At 65.3% G+C, this 20,998-nt stretch carries 21 protein-coding genes; 11 read left to right on the top strand and 10 right to left on the bottom strand.

All coding sequences use genetic code 11. The features are described 5' to 3' along the window. Positions 1-48 precede the first annotated feature (48 nt). The 3 genes from LWC34_RS20565 to LWC34_RS20555 are packed head-to-tail and all read right to left on the bottom strand — an operon-like array spanning position 49 to position 2,682. Positions 49-819, bottom strand: coding sequence for an amino acid ABC transporter ATP-binding protein (locus LWC34_RS20565; protein ID WP_308200116.1), 771 nt, complete (start codon positions 817-819; stop codon positions 49-51). Beyond that, the gene (locus LWC34_RS20560; RefSeq protein WP_233726792.1) at positions 816-1,736 is read right to left on the bottom strand and encodes an amino acid ABC transporter permease; all 921 of its coding nucleotides are present in this window, start codon (positions 1,734-1,736) and stop codon (positions 816-818) included. Before LWC34_RS20560 ends, LWC34_RS20565 begins: the two co-directional genes overlap by 4 nt. Positions 1,737-1,749: 13 nt before the next feature. Next, positions 1,750-2,682: an ABC transporter substrate-binding protein gene (locus LWC34_RS20555; protein WP_233726791.1), complete on the bottom strand. Its 933-nt coding sequence runs from the start codon at positions 2,680-2,682 to the stop codon at positions 1,750-1,752. A 145-nt stretch (positions 2,683-2,827) separates the two neighbouring features. Between LWC34_RS20555 and LWC34_RS20550 the strand changes: the two genes are divergently transcribed. Together LWC34_RS20550 and LWC34_RS20545 are read left to right on the top strand one after the other, a co-directional pair. Next, entirely contained in the window at positions 2,828-3,925 is a 1,098-nt protein-coding gene (locus tag LWC34_RS20550; protein WP_233726790.1) for an ADP-ribosylglycohydrolase family protein, read from the top strand. After that, on the top strand, positions 3,922-4,584 hold the full coding sequence (locus tag LWC34_RS20545) for an endonuclease V (protein WP_233726789.1): 663 nt from the start codon (positions 3,922-3,924) through the stop codon (positions 4,582-4,584). Before LWC34_RS20550 ends, LWC34_RS20545 begins: the two co-directional genes overlap by 4 nt. On the opposite strand, the gene LWC34_RS20540 is transcribed toward LWC34_RS20545, so the two are convergent. Continuing rightward, positions 4,546-5,961, bottom strand: a complete 1,416-nt coding sequence (locus tag LWC34_RS20540) for a M20/M25/M40 family metallo-hydrolase (RefSeq protein WP_233726788.1) — start codon at positions 5,959-5,961, stop codon at positions 4,546-4,548. The two genes, LWC34_RS20545 and LWC34_RS20540, sit on opposite strands and share 39 nt — an antisense overlap. A gap of 365 nt (positions 5,962-6,326) precedes the next feature. On the opposite strand from LWC34_RS20540, the gene pdhA reads away from it, so the two are divergent. From pdhA to LWC34_RS20525, 3 genes are read left to right on the top strand one after another with little or no spacing between them, the layout of a single operon-like run. Next, positions 6,327-7,535, top strand: coding sequence for a pyruvate dehydrogenase (acetyl-transferring) E1 component subunit alpha (gene pdhA / locus LWC34_RS20535; RefSeq protein ID WP_233726787.1), 1,209 nt, complete (start codon positions 6,327-6,329; stop codon positions 7,533-7,535). A 1-nt stretch (position 7,536) separates the two neighbouring features. Then, positions 7,537-8,556, top strand: a complete 1,020-nt coding sequence (locus LWC34_RS20530; protein ID WP_233726786.1) for an alpha-ketoacid dehydrogenase subunit beta — start codon at positions 7,537-7,539, stop codon at positions 8,554-8,556. Positions 8,557-8,559: 3 nt separating this feature from the next. Beyond that, positions 8,560-9,879 (top strand): dihydrolipoamide acetyltransferase family protein, encoded by a 1,320-nt coding sequence (locus LWC34_RS20525; protein WP_233726785.1) that lies wholly within the window; start codon positions 8,560-8,562, stop codon positions 9,877-9,879. Positions 9,880-9,928: 49 nt separating this feature from the next. Here LWC34_RS20525 and LWC34_RS20520 read toward each other — a convergent pair whose 3' ends face one another. After that, positions 9,929-10,498, bottom strand: coding sequence for a TIGR03086 family metal-binding protein (locus LWC34_RS20520; protein ID WP_233726784.1), 570 nt, complete (start codon positions 10,496-10,498; stop codon positions 9,929-9,931). A gap of 51 nt (positions 10,499-10,549) precedes the next feature. Here LWC34_RS20520 and LWC34_RS20515 point away from each other — a divergent pair, with 51 nt between their 5' ends. After that, positions 10,550-11,284, top strand: a complete 735-nt coding sequence (locus LWC34_RS20515) for a helix-turn-helix domain-containing protein (protein ID WP_233726783.1) — start codon at positions 10,550-10,552, stop codon at positions 11,282-11,284. On the opposite strand, the gene LWC34_RS20510 is transcribed toward LWC34_RS20515, so the two are convergent. Beyond that, positions 11,278-12,228: an aldo/keto reductase gene (locus tag LWC34_RS20510; RefSeq protein ID WP_233726782.1), complete on the bottom strand. Its 951-nt coding sequence runs from the start codon at positions 12,226-12,228 to the stop codon at positions 11,278-11,280. The two genes, LWC34_RS20515 and LWC34_RS20510, sit on opposite strands and share 7 nt — an antisense overlap. Positions 12,229-12,274: 46 nt before the next feature. Here LWC34_RS20510 and pdxR point away from each other — a divergent pair, with 46 nt between their 5' ends. Next, entirely contained in the window at positions 12,275-13,633 is a 1,359-nt protein-coding gene (gene pdxR, locus LWC34_RS20505) for a MocR-like pyridoxine biosynthesis transcription factor PdxR (protein WP_233726781.1), read from the top strand. On the opposite strand, the gene LWC34_RS20500 is transcribed toward pdxR, so the two are convergent. Then, positions 13,590-14,159, bottom strand: coding sequence for an SCP2 sterol-binding domain-containing protein (locus LWC34_RS20500; protein ID WP_233726780.1), 570 nt, complete (start codon positions 14,157-14,159; stop codon positions 13,590-13,592). The two genes, pdxR and LWC34_RS20500, sit on opposite strands and share 44 nt — an antisense overlap. Further along, positions 14,156-14,797 (bottom strand): SCP2 sterol-binding domain-containing protein, encoded by a 642-nt coding sequence (locus LWC34_RS20495; protein ID WP_233726779.1) that lies wholly within the window; start codon positions 14,795-14,797, stop codon positions 14,156-14,158. The genes LWC34_RS20500 and LWC34_RS20495 overlap by 4 nt, the downstream gene beginning before the upstream one ends. Before the next feature lie 51 nt (positions 14,798-14,848). Between LWC34_RS20495 and LWC34_RS20490 the strand changes: the two genes are divergently transcribed. Next, the gene (locus LWC34_RS20490) at positions 14,849-15,529 is read left to right on the top strand and encodes a TetR/AcrR family transcriptional regulator (RefSeq protein ID WP_372496560.1); all 681 of its coding nucleotides are present in this window, start codon (positions 14,849-14,851) and stop codon (positions 15,527-15,529) included. A gap of 149 nt (positions 15,530-15,678) precedes the next feature. On the opposite strand, the gene LWC34_RS20485 is transcribed toward LWC34_RS20490, so the two are convergent. Both LWC34_RS20485 and LWC34_RS20480 read right to left on the bottom strand, forming a co-directional pair. After that, positions 15,679-16,521, bottom strand: coding sequence for a MaoC/PaaZ C-terminal domain-containing protein (locus tag LWC34_RS20485; protein WP_233726777.1), 843 nt, complete (start codon positions 16,519-16,521; stop codon positions 15,679-15,681). Between the two features lies 1 nt (position 16,522). After that, positions 16,523-17,833 carry a 3-oxoacyl-ACP reductase gene (locus LWC34_RS20480; protein WP_233726776.1) on the bottom strand — a complete coding sequence of 437 codons (1,311 nt, stop codon included), beginning with the start codon at positions 17,831-17,833 and terminating at the stop codon, positions 16,523-16,525. Between the two features lie 77 nt (positions 17,834-17,910). Here LWC34_RS20480 and LWC34_RS20475 point away from each other — a divergent pair, with 77 nt between their 5' ends. The 3 genes from LWC34_RS20475 (at position 17,911) to LWC34_RS20465 (ending at position 20,837) form a co-directional block, all read left to right on the top strand. Then, a complete protein-coding gene (locus LWC34_RS20475) occupies positions 17,911-19,191 on the top strand; it encodes an acetyl-CoA C-acetyltransferase (RefSeq protein WP_233726775.1) in 1,281 nt (426 codons plus the stop codon). Positions 19,192-19,312: 121 nt separating this feature from the next. Further along, complete coding sequence (locus tag LWC34_RS20470; RefSeq protein WP_233726774.1) at positions 19,313-20,506, top strand: ATP-binding protein; 1,194 nt, start codon at positions 19,313-19,315, stop codon at positions 20,504-20,506. Between the two features lie 187 nt (positions 20,507-20,693). Further along, complete coding sequence (locus tag LWC34_RS20465; protein WP_233726773.1) at positions 20,694-20,837, top strand: hypothetical protein; 144 nt, start codon at positions 20,694-20,696, stop codon at positions 20,835-20,837. The last annotated feature ends 161 nt before the right edge of the window (positions 20,838-20,998 follow it).

Below are 20,998 nucleotides of genomic sequence, written 5' to 3'. Positions count from 1 at the left end.
TGAGTGGTGGCTCCTCACCAGAAGAGCCACCACGAGTAACGGACAAAGTCAGTCCTTTTTCAGCACGCGGGACAGGAACGCCTTGGTGCGTTCGTGTTTCGGCGACCGGATCACGTCGTCCGGGCTGCCCGCCTCGACCACGACGCCGCCGTCCATGAACACCACCGAATCGGCGACCTCACGGGCGAATTCCATCTCGTGGGTGACCACGACCATGGTCATGCCTTCCTCGGCGAGCTCACGCATCACGCCGAGCACGTCCCCGACCAGCTCAGGGTCCAATGCGGACGTCGGCTCGTCGAACAGCATCAGCTTGGGGCTCATCGCCAGCGCCCTGGCGATCGCGACCCGCTGCTGCTGGCCGCCGGAAAGCTGCCGGGGATAGTTCTTCTCCTTTTCCGCGAGGCCGACCCGGTGCAGCAGTGCGGTCCCAAACTCACGGGCCGCCGCCTTGGTCGAGCCTTTGACCTGCACCGGCGCTTCCATGATGTTCTCGAGCGCTGTCATGTGCGGGAACAGGTTGAACCGCTGGAACACCATGCCGATCTCGCGGCGCTTGCGGGCGACCTCGTCCTCTTTCAGCTCGTAGAGCTTGTCGCCCTTCTGCTGGTAGCCGACCAGTTCGCCGTCGACGGACAGCCTGCCCGCGTCCACCTTCTCCAAGTGGTTGATGCAGCGCAGGAAGGTCGACTTGCCCGACCCGGACGGTCCGATGATGCACATCACCTCACCGGGCTGGACCTCCAGATCGATGCCCTTGAGCACCTCGAGCGGGCCGAACCGCTTGCAGACGCCCTCGGCCTTCACCATCGGGTTCACTGGCGCTCCTTCGTCACGTCGGCGCCGAACCGCCAGGCGAACATCCGGTTCGCCCAGCCGGGCGAGTGGACCGTCGACGGGCTGTACTTGCGTTCGATGAAGGTCTGGAACACGGTCAGGATGCTCGTGCAGACCAGGTACCAGATCGCCGCGACGATCAGCAGCGGGATGACCTTGAAGTTCTGCGCGTAGATCTGCTGCACGACGACCGTCAGCTCGGCGTAGCCGATCACCACGACCAGCGAGGTGGTCTTCAGCATCGAGATCACCTGGTTGCCGGTCGGCGGCAGGATCACCCGCATGGCCTGCGGCAGCACGATCCTGCGCAGGGTCTTGCCCCTGGTCATGCCCAGCGCGCCGGCGGCTTCGGTCTGGCCGTCGTCGACCGACCTGATGCCAGCCCTGACGATCTCGGCCATGTACGCGGCCTCGTTGAGCCCGAGCCCGAGCACCGCGGCGACCTCGAGCTTGATCAGCTCGGTGGTGTTCCACGTGACGAACTCGGGGCCGAACGGGATGCCGAGTCCGATGGTCGGATACAGCGACCCCAGGTACGCCCAGAAGATCAGCTGGGTGATCAGCGGAGTGCCACGGAACAGCCAGATGTAGATGCCCGCCGCGCCGGAAAGGACCGGGTTGGGCGACAGCCGCATCACCGCGAGCACGACACCGCCGACGATGCCCAGCACCATCGAAAGCACGGTCAGCATCAGGGTTTTCAGCAGACCGGTGAACACCCTGGTGTCGAACAGGTACGGACCGACGAGGTCCCACTCGAAGTTCGGGTTGACGATGATGCTGCGGATGATCAGCGCCGCGATGAACAGGACGACGGCGCCGCCGATCCAGCGGCCGACGTGCCGCACCGGAACCGCTTTGATCGGTTCCGGGCGGCGTTCTTCGGTTGAGGATGACAAGTGAGTCTCCAGATCAGCCCGCGGGTGCGGGGTTCACCTCTGCCTTGGTGACCGCGCCCTGCTGAACGCCCCACTTCTCAAGGATTTTCTTGTACGTCCCGTCGTCGATGAGTGCCTGCAGCGCGCCCTGGACGGCCTTGGCGAAGTCACCCTTGCCCTTGGGCAGGATGATGCCGTACGGCGCCGAGTCGTAGGTCTGGCCGACCTGCTCGAGCTGGTTGCCGGTGACCTTGATCGCGTAGTCGATGACCGGTGAGTCGGCGACCATCGCCTGGACGCGCTTCGAGGTCAGCGCCAGGTTGGCGTCGGTCTGGTTCTGGAACTGCTGGACGTTGATCGCGCCCTGGCCGGCCTGCGTGCACTTGGCCGTGCGGCCTTCGAGGTCCTCGACCTGGACGGTGCCCTTCTGCACGGCGACGTTCTTGCCGCAGAGGGTGTCGAGCGTCAGCTTGTCCGGGTTGCCCTTGAGCACGGCTGCCGAGGTGCCCGCGGTGAAGTACGACACCATGTCGACCTGCTGGAGGCGTTCCGCGTTGATCGTGAACGAGGACATCGCCGCCTCGTAGCGGCCGGCCGCGAGGCCGGGGATGATGCCGTCGAACGCGGAGTTCTCGAAGGTGAACTCGACGCCGAGCTTCTGCCCGATCGCCTTGCCGAGGTCCACGTCCATCCCGACGACCTGGCCGCTGTCCACGAACTCGTTCGGCGGGTAGCTCTGGTCCTGCCCGACGACGATCTTGCCGTCGGACTTGAAGTCCGCTGGCACCAACGCTGCGAGCGCGTCGTCCTTGGTCGGCGTCGGGATCGCCGCCGCCGATGTGTTGCCGGGCGCCCCACCACCGCCACCGCTGGGGTTGTCTTGCACGGTTCCGCACGCGGCCGCCAGTGTCGCCATGGCCAGCGTAGGCAACAGGGCGAGCAACTTGTGCCTGGTCCGTAGCGCCACAGGTCACTCCTTTTCTTGGTCAAGTGCCCGCATACTGCCACTTGTTAGCGCTCGTTCCCAGCAAGCACCCGTTACGACCTGGTCACCACACAGCCGATTGGCCGATTCGCGATGCGCGATCGGTGCGTCGCCTACGATTGCTCCAGTGACCCGAAGCTCGTTGCCGCCGTCGAAAGTGCTCGGATCGATGCTCGCCGGGGCGGTCGGTGACGCGCTCGGTTCGCCGATCGAGTTCAACTCGATCGACGACATCCGGGACCGGTTCGGCCAGGCAGGCCTGCGTGACTACGCCACCGAGTACGGCGGCCGCGGCAAGATCACCGACGACACCCAGATGACCCTGTTCACGCTGGAAGGCCTGATCAGGGCGCACGCGGGCAAGCGCAGGGGCACCGAAACCGACATCACGATGGTGTTGCAGCACGCATACCAGCGGTGGTACCTGACGCAGGGTCAGCCGTGGGAACGCTGGGGTGGCGTGTTCGCGCAGCGCTCGCCCCAGCCGGACGGCTGGCTGATCACCAACCGCGGCCTGTTCCACCGCAGGGCGCCGGGTGGGACGTGCATGGCGTCGCTGCGCACTTTCGCAACTTCCGGCAAACCGAGTACGCCGGACAACCCGATCAACGACTCGAAGGGCTGCGGCGGCGTGATGCGGGCCGCGCCGGTGGCGTTCTGGTCGGATGACCCCGTCGAGGTTTTCACGATCGCGGTGCGGAGTGGGGCGCTGACCCACGGGCACCCGAGCGGCTATCTGTCAGCCGGTGTGCTCGCGGTGATCGTGAGTGAACTGCTTGAAGGAACACCGTTACCCGACGCGGTCACGGTCGCGCGGGAACAGCTGTTGCGCTGGAACGATCACCAGGAACAGCTGGACATTTTGGACAAAGCGGTTGAGCTGTCGCAGTACAAGCCGGATCCGGAGACCATCGCGGCCGAGCTTGGCGGCGGCTGGGTCGGCGAGGAAGCCTTGGCGATCGGGCTGTGCGCGGCACTCTGTGCCGACGACATGGCCGAAGGCCTGCTGATGGCGGTCAACCACTCCGGCGACAGCGATTCGACCGGCGCGATCTGCGGCAACATCCTCGGCGCCGCCTGGGGTATCGACGCGATCCCGGCGTCCTGGCTCGCCGAGCTGGAGCTGCGCGAGGTGATCGAACGCCTCAGCCTGGACGCGGTCGTCGAGTTCGGGCCGAAGCCGTTGCGCGATCCGGCCTGGTACACGCGCTACCCGGACTGGTGACGGTGGAAGAGGCCATTCAGCTGCAGCTGCGAATGGCGCATCTGGTCGAACACCGTGCACCGGAAGGGTTCGAGCCGAAAGTCGCCGCTGGCCTGGATGTCGCGTACACATCGGACAGGTTCATCGCCACGGCAGTCTGTGTCGACATAGCGACACTGGACATTGTGGACAGTGCGGTCCACCATGGCGTCGCGGACTTCCCGTACGTGCCAGGGCTGTTCAGCTTCCGTGAACTGCCAGCGCTGCTTCCGGCATTGGCGAAACTCCGTGTCACGCCGGATGTTCTGGTCTGCGACGGCCAAGGTCTCGCGCATCCGCGCAGGTTCGGGCTCGCCTGCCACATCGGTGTGCAGACCGGGCTGCCGTCGATCGGCGTGAGCAAGCAAGCGCTAGGCCAGTACGAGGCACCAGGACCGCACCGAGGCGACTGGAAACCGTTGGTGGACAACGGCGAAACCGTCGGACGGGCGCTGCGAACCCAGCACGGCGTCAAACCGGTGTTCGTCTCCATTGGACACCGGATCGACCTGGACACCGCGACCGAGCTGACGTTGAAACTCAGCCCGAGGTATCGGCTGCCCGAAACCACAAGGGCAGCCGATCACCTTGGCCGTGAAGTGCTAGCGGGTCGCGTGGGCGTCCAGGATGTGCGCGACTGACGTCGTCACGCGCGCGGCTTGGCCCAGGTGCAGCCACTCGTCGGGCACGTGCGGGTTGCTGTCCGCGCCCAATGCACCAGTCACGACGAACTGCGCTTGCGGGTACGTCTCCGCCAAAAGGCCCATGAACGGGATCGAGCCGCCAAGCCCCACGGTTCCCCATGGCGCGTCGAACACCGTCTTGCTCACGTCATCCAGCACCGCACGCAGCCAAGGCGCGGTTTCTGGCGCATCCCAACCGTCGGCGATGTCCGGCCGACCCAGCTCGACGTGCGCGCCATAAGGAACGTCCGTGGTCAGCGCCTTCTTGATGGCCGCGAGCGCGGCCTCGGCGGAAGCAGTCGGCGGCAGGCGGAAGCTCAGCGACAACGTTGTGTACGGCCGCAGCACATTGCCCGCGTCGAGCGGCTCGGGCATGCCGGAGGCACCGATGATCGACAGCGTCGGACGCCAGCTGTTGTTCAACGCGAGCTCGAGGTCCTGGTCGGTCACCCGGTGCACGCCGGAGGCCAGCGGGAACGTGGTTCCGATCGGGCCGACCGCGGCCACGCTCGTCCTGGCCTCTTCCTGGCGGTGCGCCGGAATTTCCACGTTCAGCTCGGGCAGCAGGATCTCGCCCGTGGCCGAGTCTTCGATCCGGTCGAGCAGCACCCGCAGCACCCGGAACGAGCTGGGCACGATCCCGCTGGCCAGCCCGGAGTGCACGCCAGCGTCGAGCACGCGCACGGTCACGTCCACCGAAACCATGCCGCGCAAGGAAGTCGTGAGCCACAGCCGCGAATAGTCGTTGCCACCCGAGTCCAGGCAGATCACCAGAGTCACGTCACCGAGACGGTCACGCAGGTGCGTCAGATAAGCCGCAAGGTCAGGGCTACCGGACTCCTCACACGTCTCCAGCAAGATCACGCACCGAGCATGCGAACCACCCGCAGCCTTGAGCGCCTCGATCGCAGCCGTTGCCGCATAACCCGAGTAACCGTCGTCAGCCGCGCCACGTCCATACAGGCGACCGTCGCGCAGAACCGGGGTCCACGGGCCGAGGCCCTCGCCCCAACCGCCGACGGGCGGCTGCTTGTCCAAGTGGCCGTAGAGCACGACAGTGCCCGCGTCCTCAGCGCCTGGCGTTGCCGGGATGTCCACCATCACCACGGGCGTCAGGCCGTCCAGCCGGACCGTCTCGACGGTCGCGCCTGGCAGGTTGCGGGCGGTGATCCACTTGCTGACATGCGCGACCGCGTCGTCCAGGTGTCCGTTGGCCGCCCATGACGGGTCGAAGACGGGCGACAGCGCGGGGATCGAGACCAGCTCGGACAGGCTGGGCAGGATCTCTGCGTCCCAGAGCCTGCTGACAGTCGAGTTCAGGGTGTTGTGCTGCACCCCCCGATCCTGTCACGAATCACGGCGTGGCCCAGATCACATTCCGCATGGTGGCTTGTCGAACGGACGTCACCTCGGCGCCGGGCCGAACGTGCTCTGGCATGCGTGGCCGATGCCCTCGCTAGGCACCCCAACCATCGGTGTTCCTACCATTTTGCCTGCTCAGGACCATTTCGAGACGGAAAAGCATGCGCGCCTGACTCACCAGACCGGGCGACGGCGTGCCAGGATGGAGCCTGACAGCCCGTCAGTGCCGACCGCCGCTGTCCGCCTTCCAACCCGAGGTGGCGGTGCGCGGACCGGAGTGGCCGCAAGGCGCCGTCACAAGCGATGCCGTGGCCTCGAACGCGAGGAGAACAAGCCGCATGTCGTCCCCAGAACAGTGGACGCACCCGGAGCCCGGAGGCGGTCCAGCCGCAACCGCGGCGAAACCGACCCCAGAACAGGTGATCGCGGGTTTGCGTGCGACTAACGAAGGTGGCGCGGAGCTCGTGGAGCTCCTGACGCCCGAGGGTGAGCGAGTAGCCAACCCCGAGTTCGACAAGTACGTCGCCGACATTGGTGCTGAAGAGCTTCGCGCTCTGTACCGCGACATGGTGCTTGTCCGCCGCGCCGACCGTGAGGGAAACGCGCTGCAGCGCCAGGGCCAGCTCGGCATCTGGGTTCCGCTGCTCGGTCAGGAGGCCGCACAGATCGGCGCGGGCCGCGCGCTGAAGCCGCAGGACATGGTCTTCCCCAGCTACCGCGAGCACGGTGTCGCGTGGTGCCGTGGCGTGAAGCCCGAGCAGATCCTCGCGACCTTCCGCGGCACCGAGCACTCCGAGTGGGATCCGGTCAAACACCGCTTCCACCCGTACACGATCGTGATCGGCAACCAGGTCGTGAACGCGACCGGGTACGCGATGGGCCAGAAGTTCGAGGGCAAGGTCGGCCACGAGCCGGACGCCGAAGCCACGATGGTCTTCTTCGGCGACGGCGCGACCAGCCAGGGTGACGTGCACGAAGGCTTCGTCTGGGCCGCGGTGTACGACGCGCCAGTCGTTTTCTACTGCCAGAACAACCAATGGGCGATCTCCGAGCCGACCGAACGACAGAGCCGGCTCCCGCTCTACCAGCGCGCCCGTGGCTATGGCTTCCCCGGCATCCGGGTTGACGGCAACGACGTGCTCGCGTGTCTCGCGGTGTCGCGGTGGGCGCTGGAGGAGTGCCGGACTGGCAACGGTCCCGTGTTGATCGAGGCGTTCACGTACCGGATGGACGCGCACACCACGTCCGACGACCCGACGCGCTACCGGCTGTCCGACGAGCTCGAAGCCTGGAAGCTGAAGGACCCGATCGAGCGCGTTCGCGTGCACCTGGTCCGCAGCGGCATGGCCGAGCCGGAGTTCTTCGACGAGGTGCAACTCGAAGCCGACCAGCTGGCTTCCGAGCTGCGCGCGTACTGCTTCAACATGCCGGACCCGCCGGCGTCGCGGATCTTCGAGAAGGTCTACGCGGGCGGAAACCCGTTGCTTGAGCGGGAACGCGACGAATATCTGGAGTATTTGGCCGGTTTCGAGGGGGGTGCGCACTGAAATGGCGGCACCAGTGATGGATCCGAAGACAGCCGCGGTCGCGGCACCCACGAAACTGACCATGGGCAAGGCCATCAACATGGGACTGCGCGCCGCGATGGAGCGCGACCCCAAGGTGATCGTGATGGGCGAGGACGTCGGCAAGATGGGCGGCGTCTACCGGATCACCGACGGCCTGCAGAAGGACTTCGGCGAGCACCGGGTGCTGGACACCCCGCTGGCCGAGTCGGGCATCGTCGGCACCGCGGTCGGCCTTGCCATCCGTGGCTTCCGGCCGGTGTGTGAGATCCAGTTCGAAGGATTTATTTTCCCGGCGTTCGACCAGATCAACAGCCAGGTCGCCAAGCTGCACTACCGCACGCAGGGCATGCTCAAGGTGCCGATGGTGATCCGGGTTCCGTTCGGCGGCGGTGTCGGCGCGGTCGAGCACCACTCCGAGTCGCCGGAGTCGCTGTTCGCGCACCTGCCAGGGATCAAGGTCGTCTCCTGCGCGAACCCGGTCGACGCGTACTGGATGATCCAGCAGGCCATCGAGTCCGACGACCCGGTGCTGTTCTTCGAGCCGAAGCGGCGCTACCACGAGAAAGCCGAGATCGACTTCGACGCGACGCCATACCCGTTGTGGCGCTCGAGGGTGGTCCGGCAGGGCACGACCGCGACCCTCGCGGCGTACGGCCCGATGGTGAAGACCTGCCTCGACGCGGCCAACGCGGCCGCTGAGGACGGCAACGATCTCGAAGTGATCGACCTGCGCACGTTGTCCCCGCTCGACCTCGACCCGGTGTTCGAGTCGGTGCGCCGCACCGGACACCTTGTGGTGGTCAGCGAGGCGCCCGGCGAGGTGTCGATCGCGTCCGAGATCGCCAGCAGGGTGCAGCAGGAGTGCTTCTACTCCTTGGAAGCACCGGTGCTGAAGGTGACCGGATTCGACACGCCGTACCCGCCGTCGAAGGTGGAGGAGGAGTACCTCCCCGACCTCGACCGCGTGCTCGACGCCGTCGACCGATCCCTGGCGTGGTGAGCCGTGCCTGACTACAAGCACTTTCCCCTTCCCGACGTCGGCGAAGGCCTTGTCGAGGCGGAGATCCTGACCTGGCACGTCCAGGTGGGCTCGAAGGTCAAGGTCAACGACATCTTCGTGGAGATCGAGACCTCGAAGGCTGCCGTCGAACTGCCCGCGCCGTACGAAGGCGTGGTGACCGAACTGCTGGCCCAGCCGGGTGAGACGGTCGCGGTCGGCACGCCGATCATCGTCTTCGACATCGACCCGGACGGGCCCGAGAAGTCCTCTTCGGACAACGGGACCGGTGGGACGAAGATCGGTGAGGAGAGCGCGGACGGCCGGATCCAGAGCCTGGTCGGCTACGGCCCGAAGACCGGTGCCGCGAAACGCCGGGCCCGCAAGGGTTCCACACCCACGCCCGCGCCGGTTGCGGAAGCGCCTGCTCCGGCTCCTGTTGTGCGGGAACCGGAACCGGTCGCCGCTCCGGCCGGTGGCTACGTACCGATGGCCAAGCCACCGGTGCGCAAGCTGGCCAAGGACCTTGGCGTCGACCTGCGTTCGCTGGCCGTTGAAGGCCAGGTCATCACGCGCGACGACGTTCAGCGTGCGGCGACGCCCGTCGCTCCGGTGGTTTCTTCGGGCTCGGTTGAGCGTGAGCGGCGGGTGCCGGTTCGCGGCGTCCGCAAGGCGACCGCGAAAGCCATGGTGGACAGTGCGTTCACGGCTCCGCACGTCACCGAGTTCATGACGGTCGACGTGACCCCGATGATGGAACTGCGGGCGAAACTGAAGAACCATCCGCAGTTCCGGGACGTGAGGCTGACGCCGCTGACCTTCGCCGCCAAGGCAGTACTGCTGGCGATGAAGCGGACGCCGGACATCAACGCGCTGTGGGCAGGCGACGAGATCATCTACAAGTCCTATGTGCACTTGGGTATCGCCGCGGCCACCCCGCGTGGCCTGGTCGTTCCCAAGATCCACGACGCCGACCAGCTGTCACTGCGTGAGCTGGCCGAGGCGTTGGAGGCGTTGACGGCCAAGGCCCGTGACGGCAAGACGACCCCGGCGGAGATGGCGAACGGCACGTTCACCATCACCAATATCGGTGTGTTCGGAGTGGACACCGGCACGCCGATCATCAACCCTGGCGAGTCGGCGATCCTGGCCCTCGGCACGATCCGCGACATGCCATGGGTGGTCGACGGGCAGATCGTGCCACGCAAGATCTGCCAGCTGTCACTGAGTTTCGACCACCGCGTGATCGACGGTCAGCAGGGCTCCGAGTTCCTCGCGGACGTCGGCACTCTGCTCGCCGACCCCAGCCTGGCAATCACGTATTAGCAGGTCAACGGTCGTGAGTGTTTTCGCCGGTTAGAACCGGCGAAAACACTCACGAGGGATTTCTGCCCGTCAGGCCCAGGATTCGGTCCATGAGCGGGGCGTCTGCGGGTACTGGTACTTCCGGCCTGTAGACGCCCATGTCGCGGCCCCATTCCACGCCGGACTCGACTTCTTTGTGCACGTAGACCAGCAGTGCCTCGTCGAACTCCAGCTGCTGGCCGGTCGCGCGGGCAAGGTCCTTGCCATGGATCACGATCTCGCCGGTGATCATGCCGCCGACCATCGCGGCAGGCAGTTCGGTCGGGCCGCCCATGTGTGTGGTGCCCTCCCATGCGGCCGGGTCGCTCCAGGACTCGGTGATCTTCTGCAGGTGCGCCACGAGTTTCGGCTGCCAGTCCGCTGGCAGGTCCACTTCGTACTCAGGGGTGACGGGTGGTGGCACGGTTTCCTTGCGTGCGGCGCCTTCCAGCGACGGGCCCCAGTACAGCAGGTGGTTGAGCAGCTTGCTGACGTCGAAATCGGCGCACGGCGTCGGCTCGCCGAGCTGGTCCGGTGTGGTCCCGTTGACGACGTCGATCACGGGTCCGGTTGCGTATCGGAAGAGCTGGTCCGGAGACATGCCGACAACCGTAGGGTGGACGCGGCCCGGTGTATTGAACAAAGGCGACAGATGAGCAGGGATCCGCGTGAGCTGGCGTGGCGGAAGTTCCAGAGCCACACGTTCCGCGAGCCCGCGCCCGATCTGGCGGTCTATGTCGCCAGGTACTGGATGGTGGAGTGGGATTACGCGGAGCCGTATCGCCAGCTCATCGTGCCGTACCCGAACGTGCACCTGACGTTCCACGAGGACAGCGCGAACCTCAACGGCGTGTCGAGCGGGCACGTGTACCAAGTGCTTGACGGGCGCAAAAGCGTGTTCGGGATAGCGTTCCACCCGGGAATGTTACGGCCTTTCCTCGGCCGGGCCGTCTCGACGATCACCGACCGGGTCATCCCGGCGAACGAGGTCTTCACCGGGATGCCCGACCGGTACGAGATCGCCGAGGTCGAGGACTTCCTGCGGGCCAACCTGCCGACCCCCGACGCGAAGGCAGAGCTGGCCGCGCAGATCGTCGACCGGATCACGAAGGCGCCAGAGATCGTGCGCGTCGACGCACTGGCACAGGAATTCGACACGACAGTCCGGCAGCTACAACGGCTGTTCGCCGAGCACGTAGGCGTCGGACCGAAATGGGTGATCCGGCGCTACCGACTGCATGAAGTGACCGAGCAAATGGCTGGCGGCTCGAAAATCGACTGGGCATCGCTGGCGGCTGATCTCGGATACGCCGACCAAGCCCATTTCATCAGGGATTTCACCAGAATGTTCGGCGAGACCCCGACACGCTACGCGGAACGTTACTGATTGAGCAGCGCCAGGTGCTCCGGCGCGAGTTCCAGGTCGAACGCGGGCGCGTAAGCCTCGTAGTGCTCCCACGTACGCGGCCCGATGATGGGCACGACCTGCTTCGATGACTGCTGCAACCACGCCAGCACGACCTGGCTCCTGGTCACACCCAACTCCTGCGCGACCTTCGCGACCGCGGCCAGCTGTGTTTCGGTTTCCGGGCCGTCGTACTGCTTGTAGATCGACTTGTCGCGGCCTTCGTAAACACCGGAAAGGATCGGCGAGTACGCGGCCAGCACAGCGTCCGGGTTGTGCTGCAACCAATCGAGCATGTCCGGACCGGCGACATTCCGCCCGCCGGTACGTGGCTTCAAGTACGAATGCTGTTGCTGCACAACGATTGGCACAGTCCAGCCGTTTTCCCTGCACAACGCCCGGATGCGCTCAAGGCGCCACGTCCAGACGTTGCTCCAGCCGATGTACCGGACTTTGCCCGCTCGCACGATCTCGTCGAGAGTTTCGAGTGTCTCCTCCAGCGGAGTCACCATGTCGTCGACGTGGATGTAGTACAGGTCAACGTAATCCGTCTGCAGCCGGTTCAGGCTGCCGTCGATCCCGCGCCGGATCACCTCGGCACTGGCGCCTTCGTAGTACGGCTCCGCGCTGGGTGCTTTGCGTGCGGCATCGAGATCTGTGATCGCCGCGGACACCTTCGTCGCCAGGAAAACCTTGTCCCGCCTGCCTTTCAGCAGTGTGCCCAGCGCGGTCTCGCTCTCGCCGCCCGTGGTCTGCGGGCTGGTCCACCAGGCGTAGCAGTCGGCCGTGTCCAGGAAATCCCCGCCTGTGTCAAGGAAAGCGTCGAGAATGCGAGCGGACGAAACAAGGTCGGTGCGGGTGCCCATCAGCATGCACCCGAGGGAAATCTGGCTGACTGTCTGGTCACCGAGTTGGACTCTCTTCATGTCTTCGACCCTACGAGCGATCGGTCCGGTACTACAGTCCACTCTCGTGACCAGATCGCAGACCAATTTGGGCTGGGACGTTCTGCTGGACATGTCCGGCCCCGGCGCCCAGCACGAACGTCTCGCCCGCGCACTGCGGACGACGATCCGCGAAGGTGTGCTAAAGAAAGGCGCGACCCTCCCGCCAAGCCGCAAAATGGCCGGAGACCTGCAGTGCTCGCGATGGGTGGTCACGCAGGCGTACGCGCAACTGGTCGCCGAGGGATACCTCGAAGCCAGAACCGGATCAGCGACCCGCGTGCACTGCTGGGCGGACGAGATCTGGGAACCCGTGCCACGACGGCAAGAACTGCCGCCACCGCGCTACGACCTGGCACCTGGCCTACCTGACCTGCGCAATTTCCCACGTAGGCGATGGGCGGACGCGGTCCGTGACGCGTTGACAACGGCACCGCACACAGACCTTGGAATGCCCATCCCAGGCGGACATCCGCGGTTGCGCACGGTTCTGGCTGAGTACCTTCGCCGAACCCGGGGTGCGGTGACCGACGATGTGTTGATCACCTCTGGGGTGTGCAATGGCGTCGCATTGGTTGGCCGGGCACTGCATGCGGCAGGTATCACGCAGATCGCTGTGGAGGAACCCGGCTGGACTCACGTGTGGCGGGCTGCTGAGGACGCTGGTCTCGAAGTGGTCCGGGTGCCCGTCGACGCGGACGGCCTGTGCGTCGACCAGATTCCCGCCGGGATTCGCGCGGTTGTCGTGACTCCCGCGCACCAATTCCCGTCAGGTGTCGTGCTCACGCCGGAGAGGCGTGCCGCGTTGTTGACGTGGGCGCGCGATGTCGACGGCCTGATTCTCGAAGACGACTACGACGCCGAGTTCCGGTACGATCGTAAGCCTGTTGGGACCGTGCAAGGCATGGATCCGCGACGCGTCGTTCTACTCGGCTCGATCGCCAAGACGCTGAGCCCGGCGCTGGGCATCGGCTGGTGTGTCGTTCCTCCACAGTGGACCATTCCGCAAGCGGCGCCACCAGTCATCGACCAATTGGCACTGGCGACTTTCATCGAGAATGGCGGCTATCACCGGTACCTACGCGCGGCGCGGCTGCGTTACCGCAAACGCCGGGACGCCCTGTTGGCCGCGTTGGGCCCACTCGACATCTCTGGCGCTGCGGCAGGACTGCATCTGTTGCTGCACTTGGATTCTCCCGCTGACGACGTCGTCAACCGGGCGGCCGCCTCTGGGCTGAAGCTCAAAAGCCTCGACGCCTACCGGTCCAGCCCAGGCGCCCCGGCCCTGGTGCTCGGCTACGGCAACCTGGCGGACAGTTCCGTGACCGAAGCGGTCGCCGTGCTCAAGGACTCGATAGGTCGAAGTGGTTCGGGAAGCTCGCGATGAACGGAATGTCCCCTTTGACCTTCACACGGCCGCGGATGAACAGCAATGGCGCGGACGCGTTGCCGGTCGCGACTTTGAGGAAATCGGACGGGGTGATCGTGACCGTCGCGCGCGGGTCGCGGTCTTGCACGATCCCTGACGTACACCGGCCTTTCTCGATGACCGTTTGGTAGCGATCGTAGCCGCCGGTGTCGTAACCACCGATGAAACGCCAGTGCACAACGGCATCCGGCGCGTCTTGCTTGAGATGCTTGCCCATCCTGCTGAAGATCTCGGACAGGACGACGGTCCGGAGATTGTCGTGCGCCATCAACGCTTCCAGCTGCGCGGCGGACGCTTTCTCGATGATCCAGACGAACGTGCTCGTGCTGAGATTGGCGAGCTCGATGCCCGTACCGGCCTTGCCGAGCATGTCCATGGTCTCGATCAGCCGGACGAACTGGTCCTCATCGAGCTTCGCGATGTCAATGGACCGCGCGAACTGGTCGAACACGCTCATGTCCGGCAACCGGTTCCAGCGCTTCAAGGCTTCGGCAGGTCGAACATGTGCAGCATGCCCGCGGCGAACGGCAGATCGCCGCGCAGCTTGAGCTTGCCCATCATGAACAGGACGGGAGCGGACGCGTTCGACGTGACCAGCCGGAGAAAGTCCTGCGGAGGCATGGTGATGGTGACCCGGCTTTCCTTGGTCATCTCCCGGTTGATCGTGCACGTCCCGTTGGCGATGACGGTCTCGTAGCGGTCGTAACCGCCTTCGCCGCTCCCTTCGGAGAACCGCCAGTGCACAACGGCATCGACACCCACGGCCTTGTCCTGCTTGAGATGGGTGGACATCCGCCGAAAAATCTCGCCAAGGATAAGTTTGCGCAGCTCAGGTCGGCTGAGAACCTCTTCGAGCTGCTCCTTGGAAGCGCCGGAGATGAGCTTGGCGAACGTGCGAGGCCCCATCTTGGCCAGGTCGATGCTGACGCTGGACAACCGCTGCAACCCGCTGATGAGGCGGACGAACTCGTCGCCGCTGAGCCGAGCCGGGTCGATGTTGCGAGCAATCGCATCGATGTCGACATCGGCAAGCCCCTCGGTGGAAGGGTCGAGCGAGTCGATGAGCAAGACCAGCTCACTCGGACTGAGCCTGCTGATGGCCTCGACGCTGAGGTCGGGCATGAGCGCCTCCTCTTACCTACTCGCGAGTAAGAATACGGTCGGGTAGTTACGATGGCAATCTCAAACACACGAGGGGTGGATACGGTGAGCGTGGAGGACAGGCGAGTAAAGCGGCTACCTCGAGAAGTCCGGGAACGACAGATCCTGGACGCAGCCGTCCGCGTGTTCTCCGAGCACGGCTACCACGAAGCCTCAATGGACGAAGTCAGCGAGGTGGCCGGGGTCTCGAAACCGATGATCTACGCCTACCTCGGGTCGAAGGAAGACCTGTTCGCGGCCTGTATCCGCCGAGAAGCAGGCCTGTTGATGGAGGCCATCGCCGGGGGCATAGACGTCGAACTGCCGCCAGACATGCAGCTGTGGATGGGCCTGAGGTCCTTCTTCGAGTTCGTCGGGGCGAACAAGCAGAGCTGGCGCGTGCTACACCGACAGGTGATCTCGCAAGGCGGCCCGTTCAGCGAGGAAGTCCTGGCGATGCGGAGTCGTGCGATCAACCTCGTGGACGCGCTCCTGGTCGGCGCCGCAACCAAGAAGGGCGTGGACGAACACGCCCAGAAGAGCACCGAGGCCATGGCCGCCGCTTTGGTCGGCGCCGGAGAGTCGCTCGCCGACTGGTGGCTCGACCACCCCGCCGTCCCCACCCAGACTGTGGCGTCGTGGCTGATGAACCTGGTCTGGATGGGCTTCGGCGACCTGGTCGAAGGCGAAGTCTGGACCCCATCCGAGCACTGAGCCCCCGCCCGACAGCCTCTGCCAGACAGCCCCCACCCGTCCCGGGGGGGCGTCCCTTGTCCAGTCTATCGATGAGGCTTGATCAACAGCTGAATTCGCCACCGTTGTGGATAACCAGATTTGCGAACGGCTCCATTGGCTCGGTCGACTCAGGTGATTTCACCGGTCAGGTGCGGTTTTGCGGTACGGGCGCCGAAGAGCTCGAAGCCCCACCCATCCTCCGTACGGTTGGTGGCGAAGCCGACCTTGGCTGGCAACAGCACCGGCAGCTTGAACTTCACGTCCACTGTGTAAGCCTCAGGCAACCGTCCCTCAAAAGCCGCCAAGCACCGAGCCTTTGTCCACATCCCATGGGCGATGGCCCGTGGGAAGCCAAAAAGCTTGGCGGTCAACGGATGCAAGTGAATCGGGTTCCGGTCACCGGAAACGTCCGCATACCGACGGCCGATGTCGTCAGGCACGGTCCACACGGCACGAGGCTGCCGGACAACCACTTCCGAAGGCCCGGAAGAACCCCCAGAACCTGTGCGGCGCAAGTAAGTGCTGGTGCTGTGCCAGGCGACAGAGTCACCGACGGACACCGTGGTGATCATGTCGAACTGGTGCCCCTTGGGGTGTTCACGCAGGTTCTCCACGTGCACCTGCAGCCGCAGCGCATCCGTCGAGTACAAGGGTCGCAGTTGGGTGATGCGGTTGGCGACATGCACCGAACCAACCAAGGGGAACGGGAAGTCGTTGTCGGTCATCAGTTTGACCTGCAACGGAAATCCCAAGATATGCGGATACGTGATGGGCAACTGGTCAGTCAGCCGGAATCCACATACCTTGCTGTACGCCGACAAGTGCCCAGGGTCGATCGCGACCGGCGACCGGCTGTACACAGTGGACGGCAAGGCTGATCCGTGCCTGGTGAAGCCGGTGAGTACTGCTTTGCCGAACAACACAGTCAGGTTTGGTGTCGAGTCGAGTTCGTGGGTGTGGGTGGTCGGCATGTCACGCTCCCAGCAGACTTTGGCCGCAGACCCGCACGACGTTGCCGTTCACGCCGCCGGACGCGGGATTCGCGTACCACGCAATGGTTTCGGCGACGTCCACGGGCAGGCCGCCTTGGGACATGCTGTTCATCCGCCGTCCGACTTCGCGGATCGTCAGCGGCATCGCGGCGGTCATCGCGGTCTCGATGAAACCGGGCGCGACCGCGTTGATGGTTCCGCTTTGTGCAGCGAGCAGAGGCGCATATGCGTTGACCATCCCGATCACGCCTGCCTTGCTCGTGCCGTAGTTGGTTTGGCCGACGTTTCCGGCGATTCCGCCGATCGAGGAGACGCCGATGATCCGTCCGCCGGTGCGCAGTGTGCCGTCAAGCAGGGCGTCGTTCATTCGAAGCTGGGATGCCAGGTTCACCGACAACACCGCGTCCCATTGGGCGTCGGTCATCTTGGCCAAGGTCTTGTCGCGCGTGATTCCGGCGTTGTGCACCACGATGTCCACGCCGCCGTGCCGGGCGCGGAAGTAGTCGACGAGCTGCGCGGGTGCTTCGGGGGCGGTGATGTCGAGTTGGAGCGCCGAGCCGCCAACGCGGTTCGCGACCTGCGACAACGCTTCGCCCTGCGCCGGGATGTCCAGGGCGACGACGTGCGCCCCGTCCCGAGCCAGCACTTCCGCGATCGACGCACCGATGCCTCGGGAGGCTCCGGTGACCAGGGCGACCTTGCCTGCCAACGGCGTCAGCCAGTTTTCCGGGCGGGTGACTTGGCCGTCGCCGATCCGGATGACCTGGGCGTCGACGTAGGCGGACTTCGCTGAGAGCAGGAAGCGCAGCGTCGATTCGATGTCCGCGTCGCCGGACGTGTAGACCAGCTGCGCGGTGGCGCCGCGTTTGAGTTCCTTGCCGACCGAGCGCGTGAATCCTTCGAGCGCACGCTGGGGGATCGATTCCTTGGAGCCGTCGGGTGTTGCGCCGACCACCACCACTCGGCCGGATGGCGCGACGCTGCGGATTCGTGGGTGAAAGAAGTCGTAGAGCTCACGCAGCCGATCCGCGCTGTCGATGCCGGTCGCGTCGAACACCAAGGCGCCGGGTCGTTCGGCTTCCGACGCGATTTCGATGCCTGAGCTGCTGAGGATTTTGCGGATTTGTTCGTCGAGACGACCACCTTTGGCTGCACCGACAACCGCTGGACCTGGCAGTGGGGGCTGTCCTTCCCGGTATCGTCGCAAGGGTACCGGGTTGGGTAGCCCGAGCCGCTTGACCAGGAACTTTCCCGGGCCGGACAGGGCGAATCGCTGGTAGCCGTCGGTCATCTCACGCCTCCCTACTCGCGGTAATACTACTTGCGAGTAGGTTAGGATGGCTAGTACCACCGATTCGGGAGGGCCACATGGCGCCAAGAGGCTTGAAGCGGGTCGCGATCATCGGCGGAAACCGGATCCCGTTCGCCCGGTCGAACGGCCCGTACGCCACCGCTTCGAACCAGGACATGTTCACCGCGGCGCTGGACGGCCTGGTCAGCCGCTTCGCGCTGCAGGAGGAACGGCTCGGCGAAGTCGCCGCGGGCGCGGTGCTCAAACACAGCCGCGACTTCAACCTGGCGCGCGAATCCGTGCTCGGCAGCAGGCTTTCCCCGGAGACCCCGGCGTACGACATCCAGCAGGCGTGTGGCACCGGCCTGCAGGCGATCATCCAGGTGGCGAACAAGATCGCGCTCGGTCAGATCGACGCGGGCATCGCGGGCGGCGTGGACACCACCAGCGACGCGCCGATCGGCGTACACGAGGATCTGCGCGCGCTTCTGTTGCAGCTCAACAGGACCAAGAGCATCGGCGGGCGCCTTCGGCTGCTGACCAAACTGCGGCCGAACCACATCGTGCCGGACATTCCACGCAACGCGGAGCCGCGCACCGGCCTCTCGATGGGCGAGCACGCGGCGATCACCGCGAAAGAATGGGGCATCGAGCGCGCCGACCAGGACGAACTCGCCGCCGCCTCACACCACAACCTGGCCGCCGCCTACGAACGCGGGTTCTTCGACGACCTCGTGACGCCTTATCTAGGGCTGCAACGCGACCAGAACATGCGGCCGGATTCTTCGGTGGAAAAGCTGGCGAAGCTGAAGCCGACATTCGGTGGCGCGGACGGCACGATGACCGCGGGCAACTCGACTCCGTTGACCGACGGCGCTTCCACGGTTCTTCTTGCCAACGACCAATGGGCCAAGGCTCATCGGCTGCATGTGTTGGCGTACCTGACTTTCTCGGAGACCGCGGCCGTCGACTACGTGCACGGCGGTGAAGGTCTGCTGATGGCTCCGGCGTACGCGGTGCCGCGGATGCTCGCTCGTGCCGGGATTTCGTTGCAGGACTTCGACTTCTACGAGATCCACGAAGCCTTCGCCTCGCAGGTGCTCGCGACGCTCAAAGCCTGGGAGGACCCAGCGTTCGCCAAGCAACGGCTTGGATTGGACGAGCCGCCCGGCGCGATCGACCGGAGCAAGCTCAACGTCAACGGCTCGTCGCTGGCGGCCGGGCACCCGTTCGCCGCGACCGGCGGCCGGATTGTCGCGACTTTGGCCAAACTGCTGAACGAACGCGGCTCCGGCCGTGGACTCATCTCGATCTGTGCCGCTGGCGGGCAGGGCGTGGTCGCCATCGTGGAGAAGTAGCGCCATCTACAGGTTTCTAGTTTGAGAGCTAGATTGCAGTAGACGACCTGATGGACGACACGCCGTACGGATGTATCCGGGAATATCGGATCGGCGCTAGATACGCCGATACCTTCCGATGATGGACCCGGTACGCAACCCGTTCGCCCCTGGCGCGGGGCAGCGCCCGCCCGAGCTCGCTGGTCGGGACAAGGAAGTCGCCGCCTTCGAGGTCGTGCTGGAACGGATCGCCCGCGGGCGCCCGGAACGCAGCCTGGTGCTGACCGGTCTGCGAGGCGTCGGGAAGACCGTGTTGCTCGGCGAGCTGCGGTCGATGGCGTTGAAACGCGGTTGGGGCGCGGGCAAAGTCGAGGCCCGCCCCGACGCTGACCTGCGGCGACCGCTGTCTGCCGCGCTGCACCGAGCCGTGCGGGACCTTGCCGTGCGGCATCGTGCGCCAGACCGGGTCGAGTACGTGCTCGGGGTGCTCAAGGCGTTCGCGCTGCGAGCCACTCCCTCGGACGCCAAGCTGCGGGATCGTTGGCAGCCAGGCATCGACGTGCCTGCGGCGCACGGCCGCGCGGATTCCGGGGACATCGAGATCGACCTGGTCGAACTGTTCACCGACGTCGCCGAACTGGCTCAGGATGTCGGCACCGGCGTCGCGCTGCTGATCGACGAGATGCAGGACTTGTTGCCGGACGACGTGTCCGCGATGTGCGCCGCCTGCCACGAGTTGTCCCAGAACCAGGCGCCTTTGGTGGTTGTCGGCGCCGGGCTGCCGCACTTGCCCGCGGTGTTGTCGGCGAGCAAGTCGTACTCCGAGCGACTGTTTCGTTACGTCCGGATCGACCGGCTCTCCGAGGAGGACGCCCACCAGGCGATCCTGGCGCCGGTCACCCGCGAGGAAGCCGACATCACTTCCGACGCGTTGGCTGCGTTGTTCGAGGCGTCCGGTGGTTATCCGTACTTCATCCAGGCCTACGGCAAGGCCGCGTGGGACGCCGCACCCAGCGATCCGATCACCGATGAGGACGTTCGGGTCGCCGCGCCGGAGGCAGAAGCCGAGTTGGCGGTCGGCTTCTTCGGTTCGCGGTACGAGCGCGCGACGCCTGCCGAGCGGGAATACCTGCGGGCGATGGCCGAGCTGACCGAGGGCCGCGACGAAGGCACAAGCACTGCGGATATCGCCGTTTTCCTGGGGCGCAAGCCGTCTTCGCTGTCGCCCGCACGGGACAGCTTGATCAAGAAGGGCTTGGTGTACTCCGCCGAACGCGGCCGGATCGCCTTCACCGTGCCGCACTTCGGCCGGTTCCTGCTGGGTCGTGACGGATGATGTCTAACGGAATCTAGAACACGAGGTAGACAGCCAGATAGGAAGACATGTCCGGCGGACTACCCACTTTGACCGACGAATCATCGGCTTGTGCCTCATATCACCGGATAATCGGGTGCATTCGAGCGTGCGGACGCGCATACTAGGTACAGATAAGCCGAGACACAACCCGAGGGGTGCAGTACCTGTGAACATCACCGCCAAGATTCGTGCCCGCCGCGCCGAGGCTCGTACCCGGCGGGCGGTCAACCGGGCCATCGATCACGCCGCCACACCTGCGATGCGCCACGAACTGATCATGATCGCGCAGCAGCAGGGCCAACTCCGCTGACTTCGCGGGCCCTCACTCACCCCGAGTGATCGGCCATACACCAAAAGCTAGAAAGCGTCACACGATAGAGTGACATGGAACACATCCGGAAACCCGGTAACAACTTGGTCCAGACCGGCGATGTTCCCAATGATCCCGAGATGCTGGCGGACCCCCGACCT

This window comes from Kibdelosporangium philippinense, assembly GCF_021390435.2.
GTDB lineage: Bacteria > Actinomycetota > Actinomycetes > Mycobacteriales > Pseudonocardiaceae > Kibdelosporangium > Kibdelosporangium philippinense.
Note: the sequence above shows the minus strand (reverse complement) of the source record. Positions and strands in the feature narration are given on the sequence as shown.

Coding starts and splice junctions, on each gene's coding strand:
- LWC34_RS20515 (WP_233726783.1), top strand. CDS start 10,550: ATGAGCAGGGATCCGCGTGAGCTGGCGTGGCGGAAGTTCCAGAGCCAC.
- LWC34_RS20490 (WP_372496560.1), top strand. CDS start 14,849: ATGGCAATCTCAAACACACGAGGGGTGGATACGGTGAGCGTGGAGGAC.
- LWC34_RS20520 (WP_233726784.1), bottom strand. CDS start 10,498: ATGTCTCCGGACCAGCTCTTCCGATACGCAACCGGACCCGTGATCGAC.
- LWC34_RS20485 (WP_233726777.1), bottom strand. CDS start 16,521: ATGCCGACCACCCACACCCACGAACTCGACTCGACACCAAACCTGACT.
- LWC34_RS20495 (WP_233726779.1), bottom strand. CDS start 14,797: ATGCCCGACCTCAGCGTCGAGGCCATCAGCAGGCTCAGTCCGAGTGAG.
- pdhA (WP_233726787.1), top strand. CDS start 6,327: ATGTCGTCCCCAGAACAGTGGACGCACCCGGAGCCCGGAGGCGGTCCA.
- LWC34_RS20480 (WP_233726776.1), bottom strand. CDS start 17,833: ATGACCGACGGCTACCAGCGATTCGCCCTGTCCGGCCCGGGAAAGTTC.
- LWC34_RS20510 (WP_233726782.1), bottom strand. CDS start 12,228: ATGAAGAGAGTCCAACTCGGTGACCAGACAGTCAGCCAGATTTCCCTC.
- LWC34_RS20530 (WP_233726786.1), top strand. CDS start 7,537: ATGGCGGCACCAGTGATGGATCCGAAGACAGCCGCGGTCGCGGCACCC.
- LWC34_RS20470 (WP_233726774.1), top strand. CDS start 19,313: ATGGACCCGGTACGCAACCCGTTCGCCCCTGGCGCGGGGCAGCGCCCG.
- LWC34_RS20475 (WP_233726775.1), top strand. CDS start 17,911: ATGGCGCCAAGAGGCTTGAAGCGGGTCGCGATCATCGGCGGAAACCGG.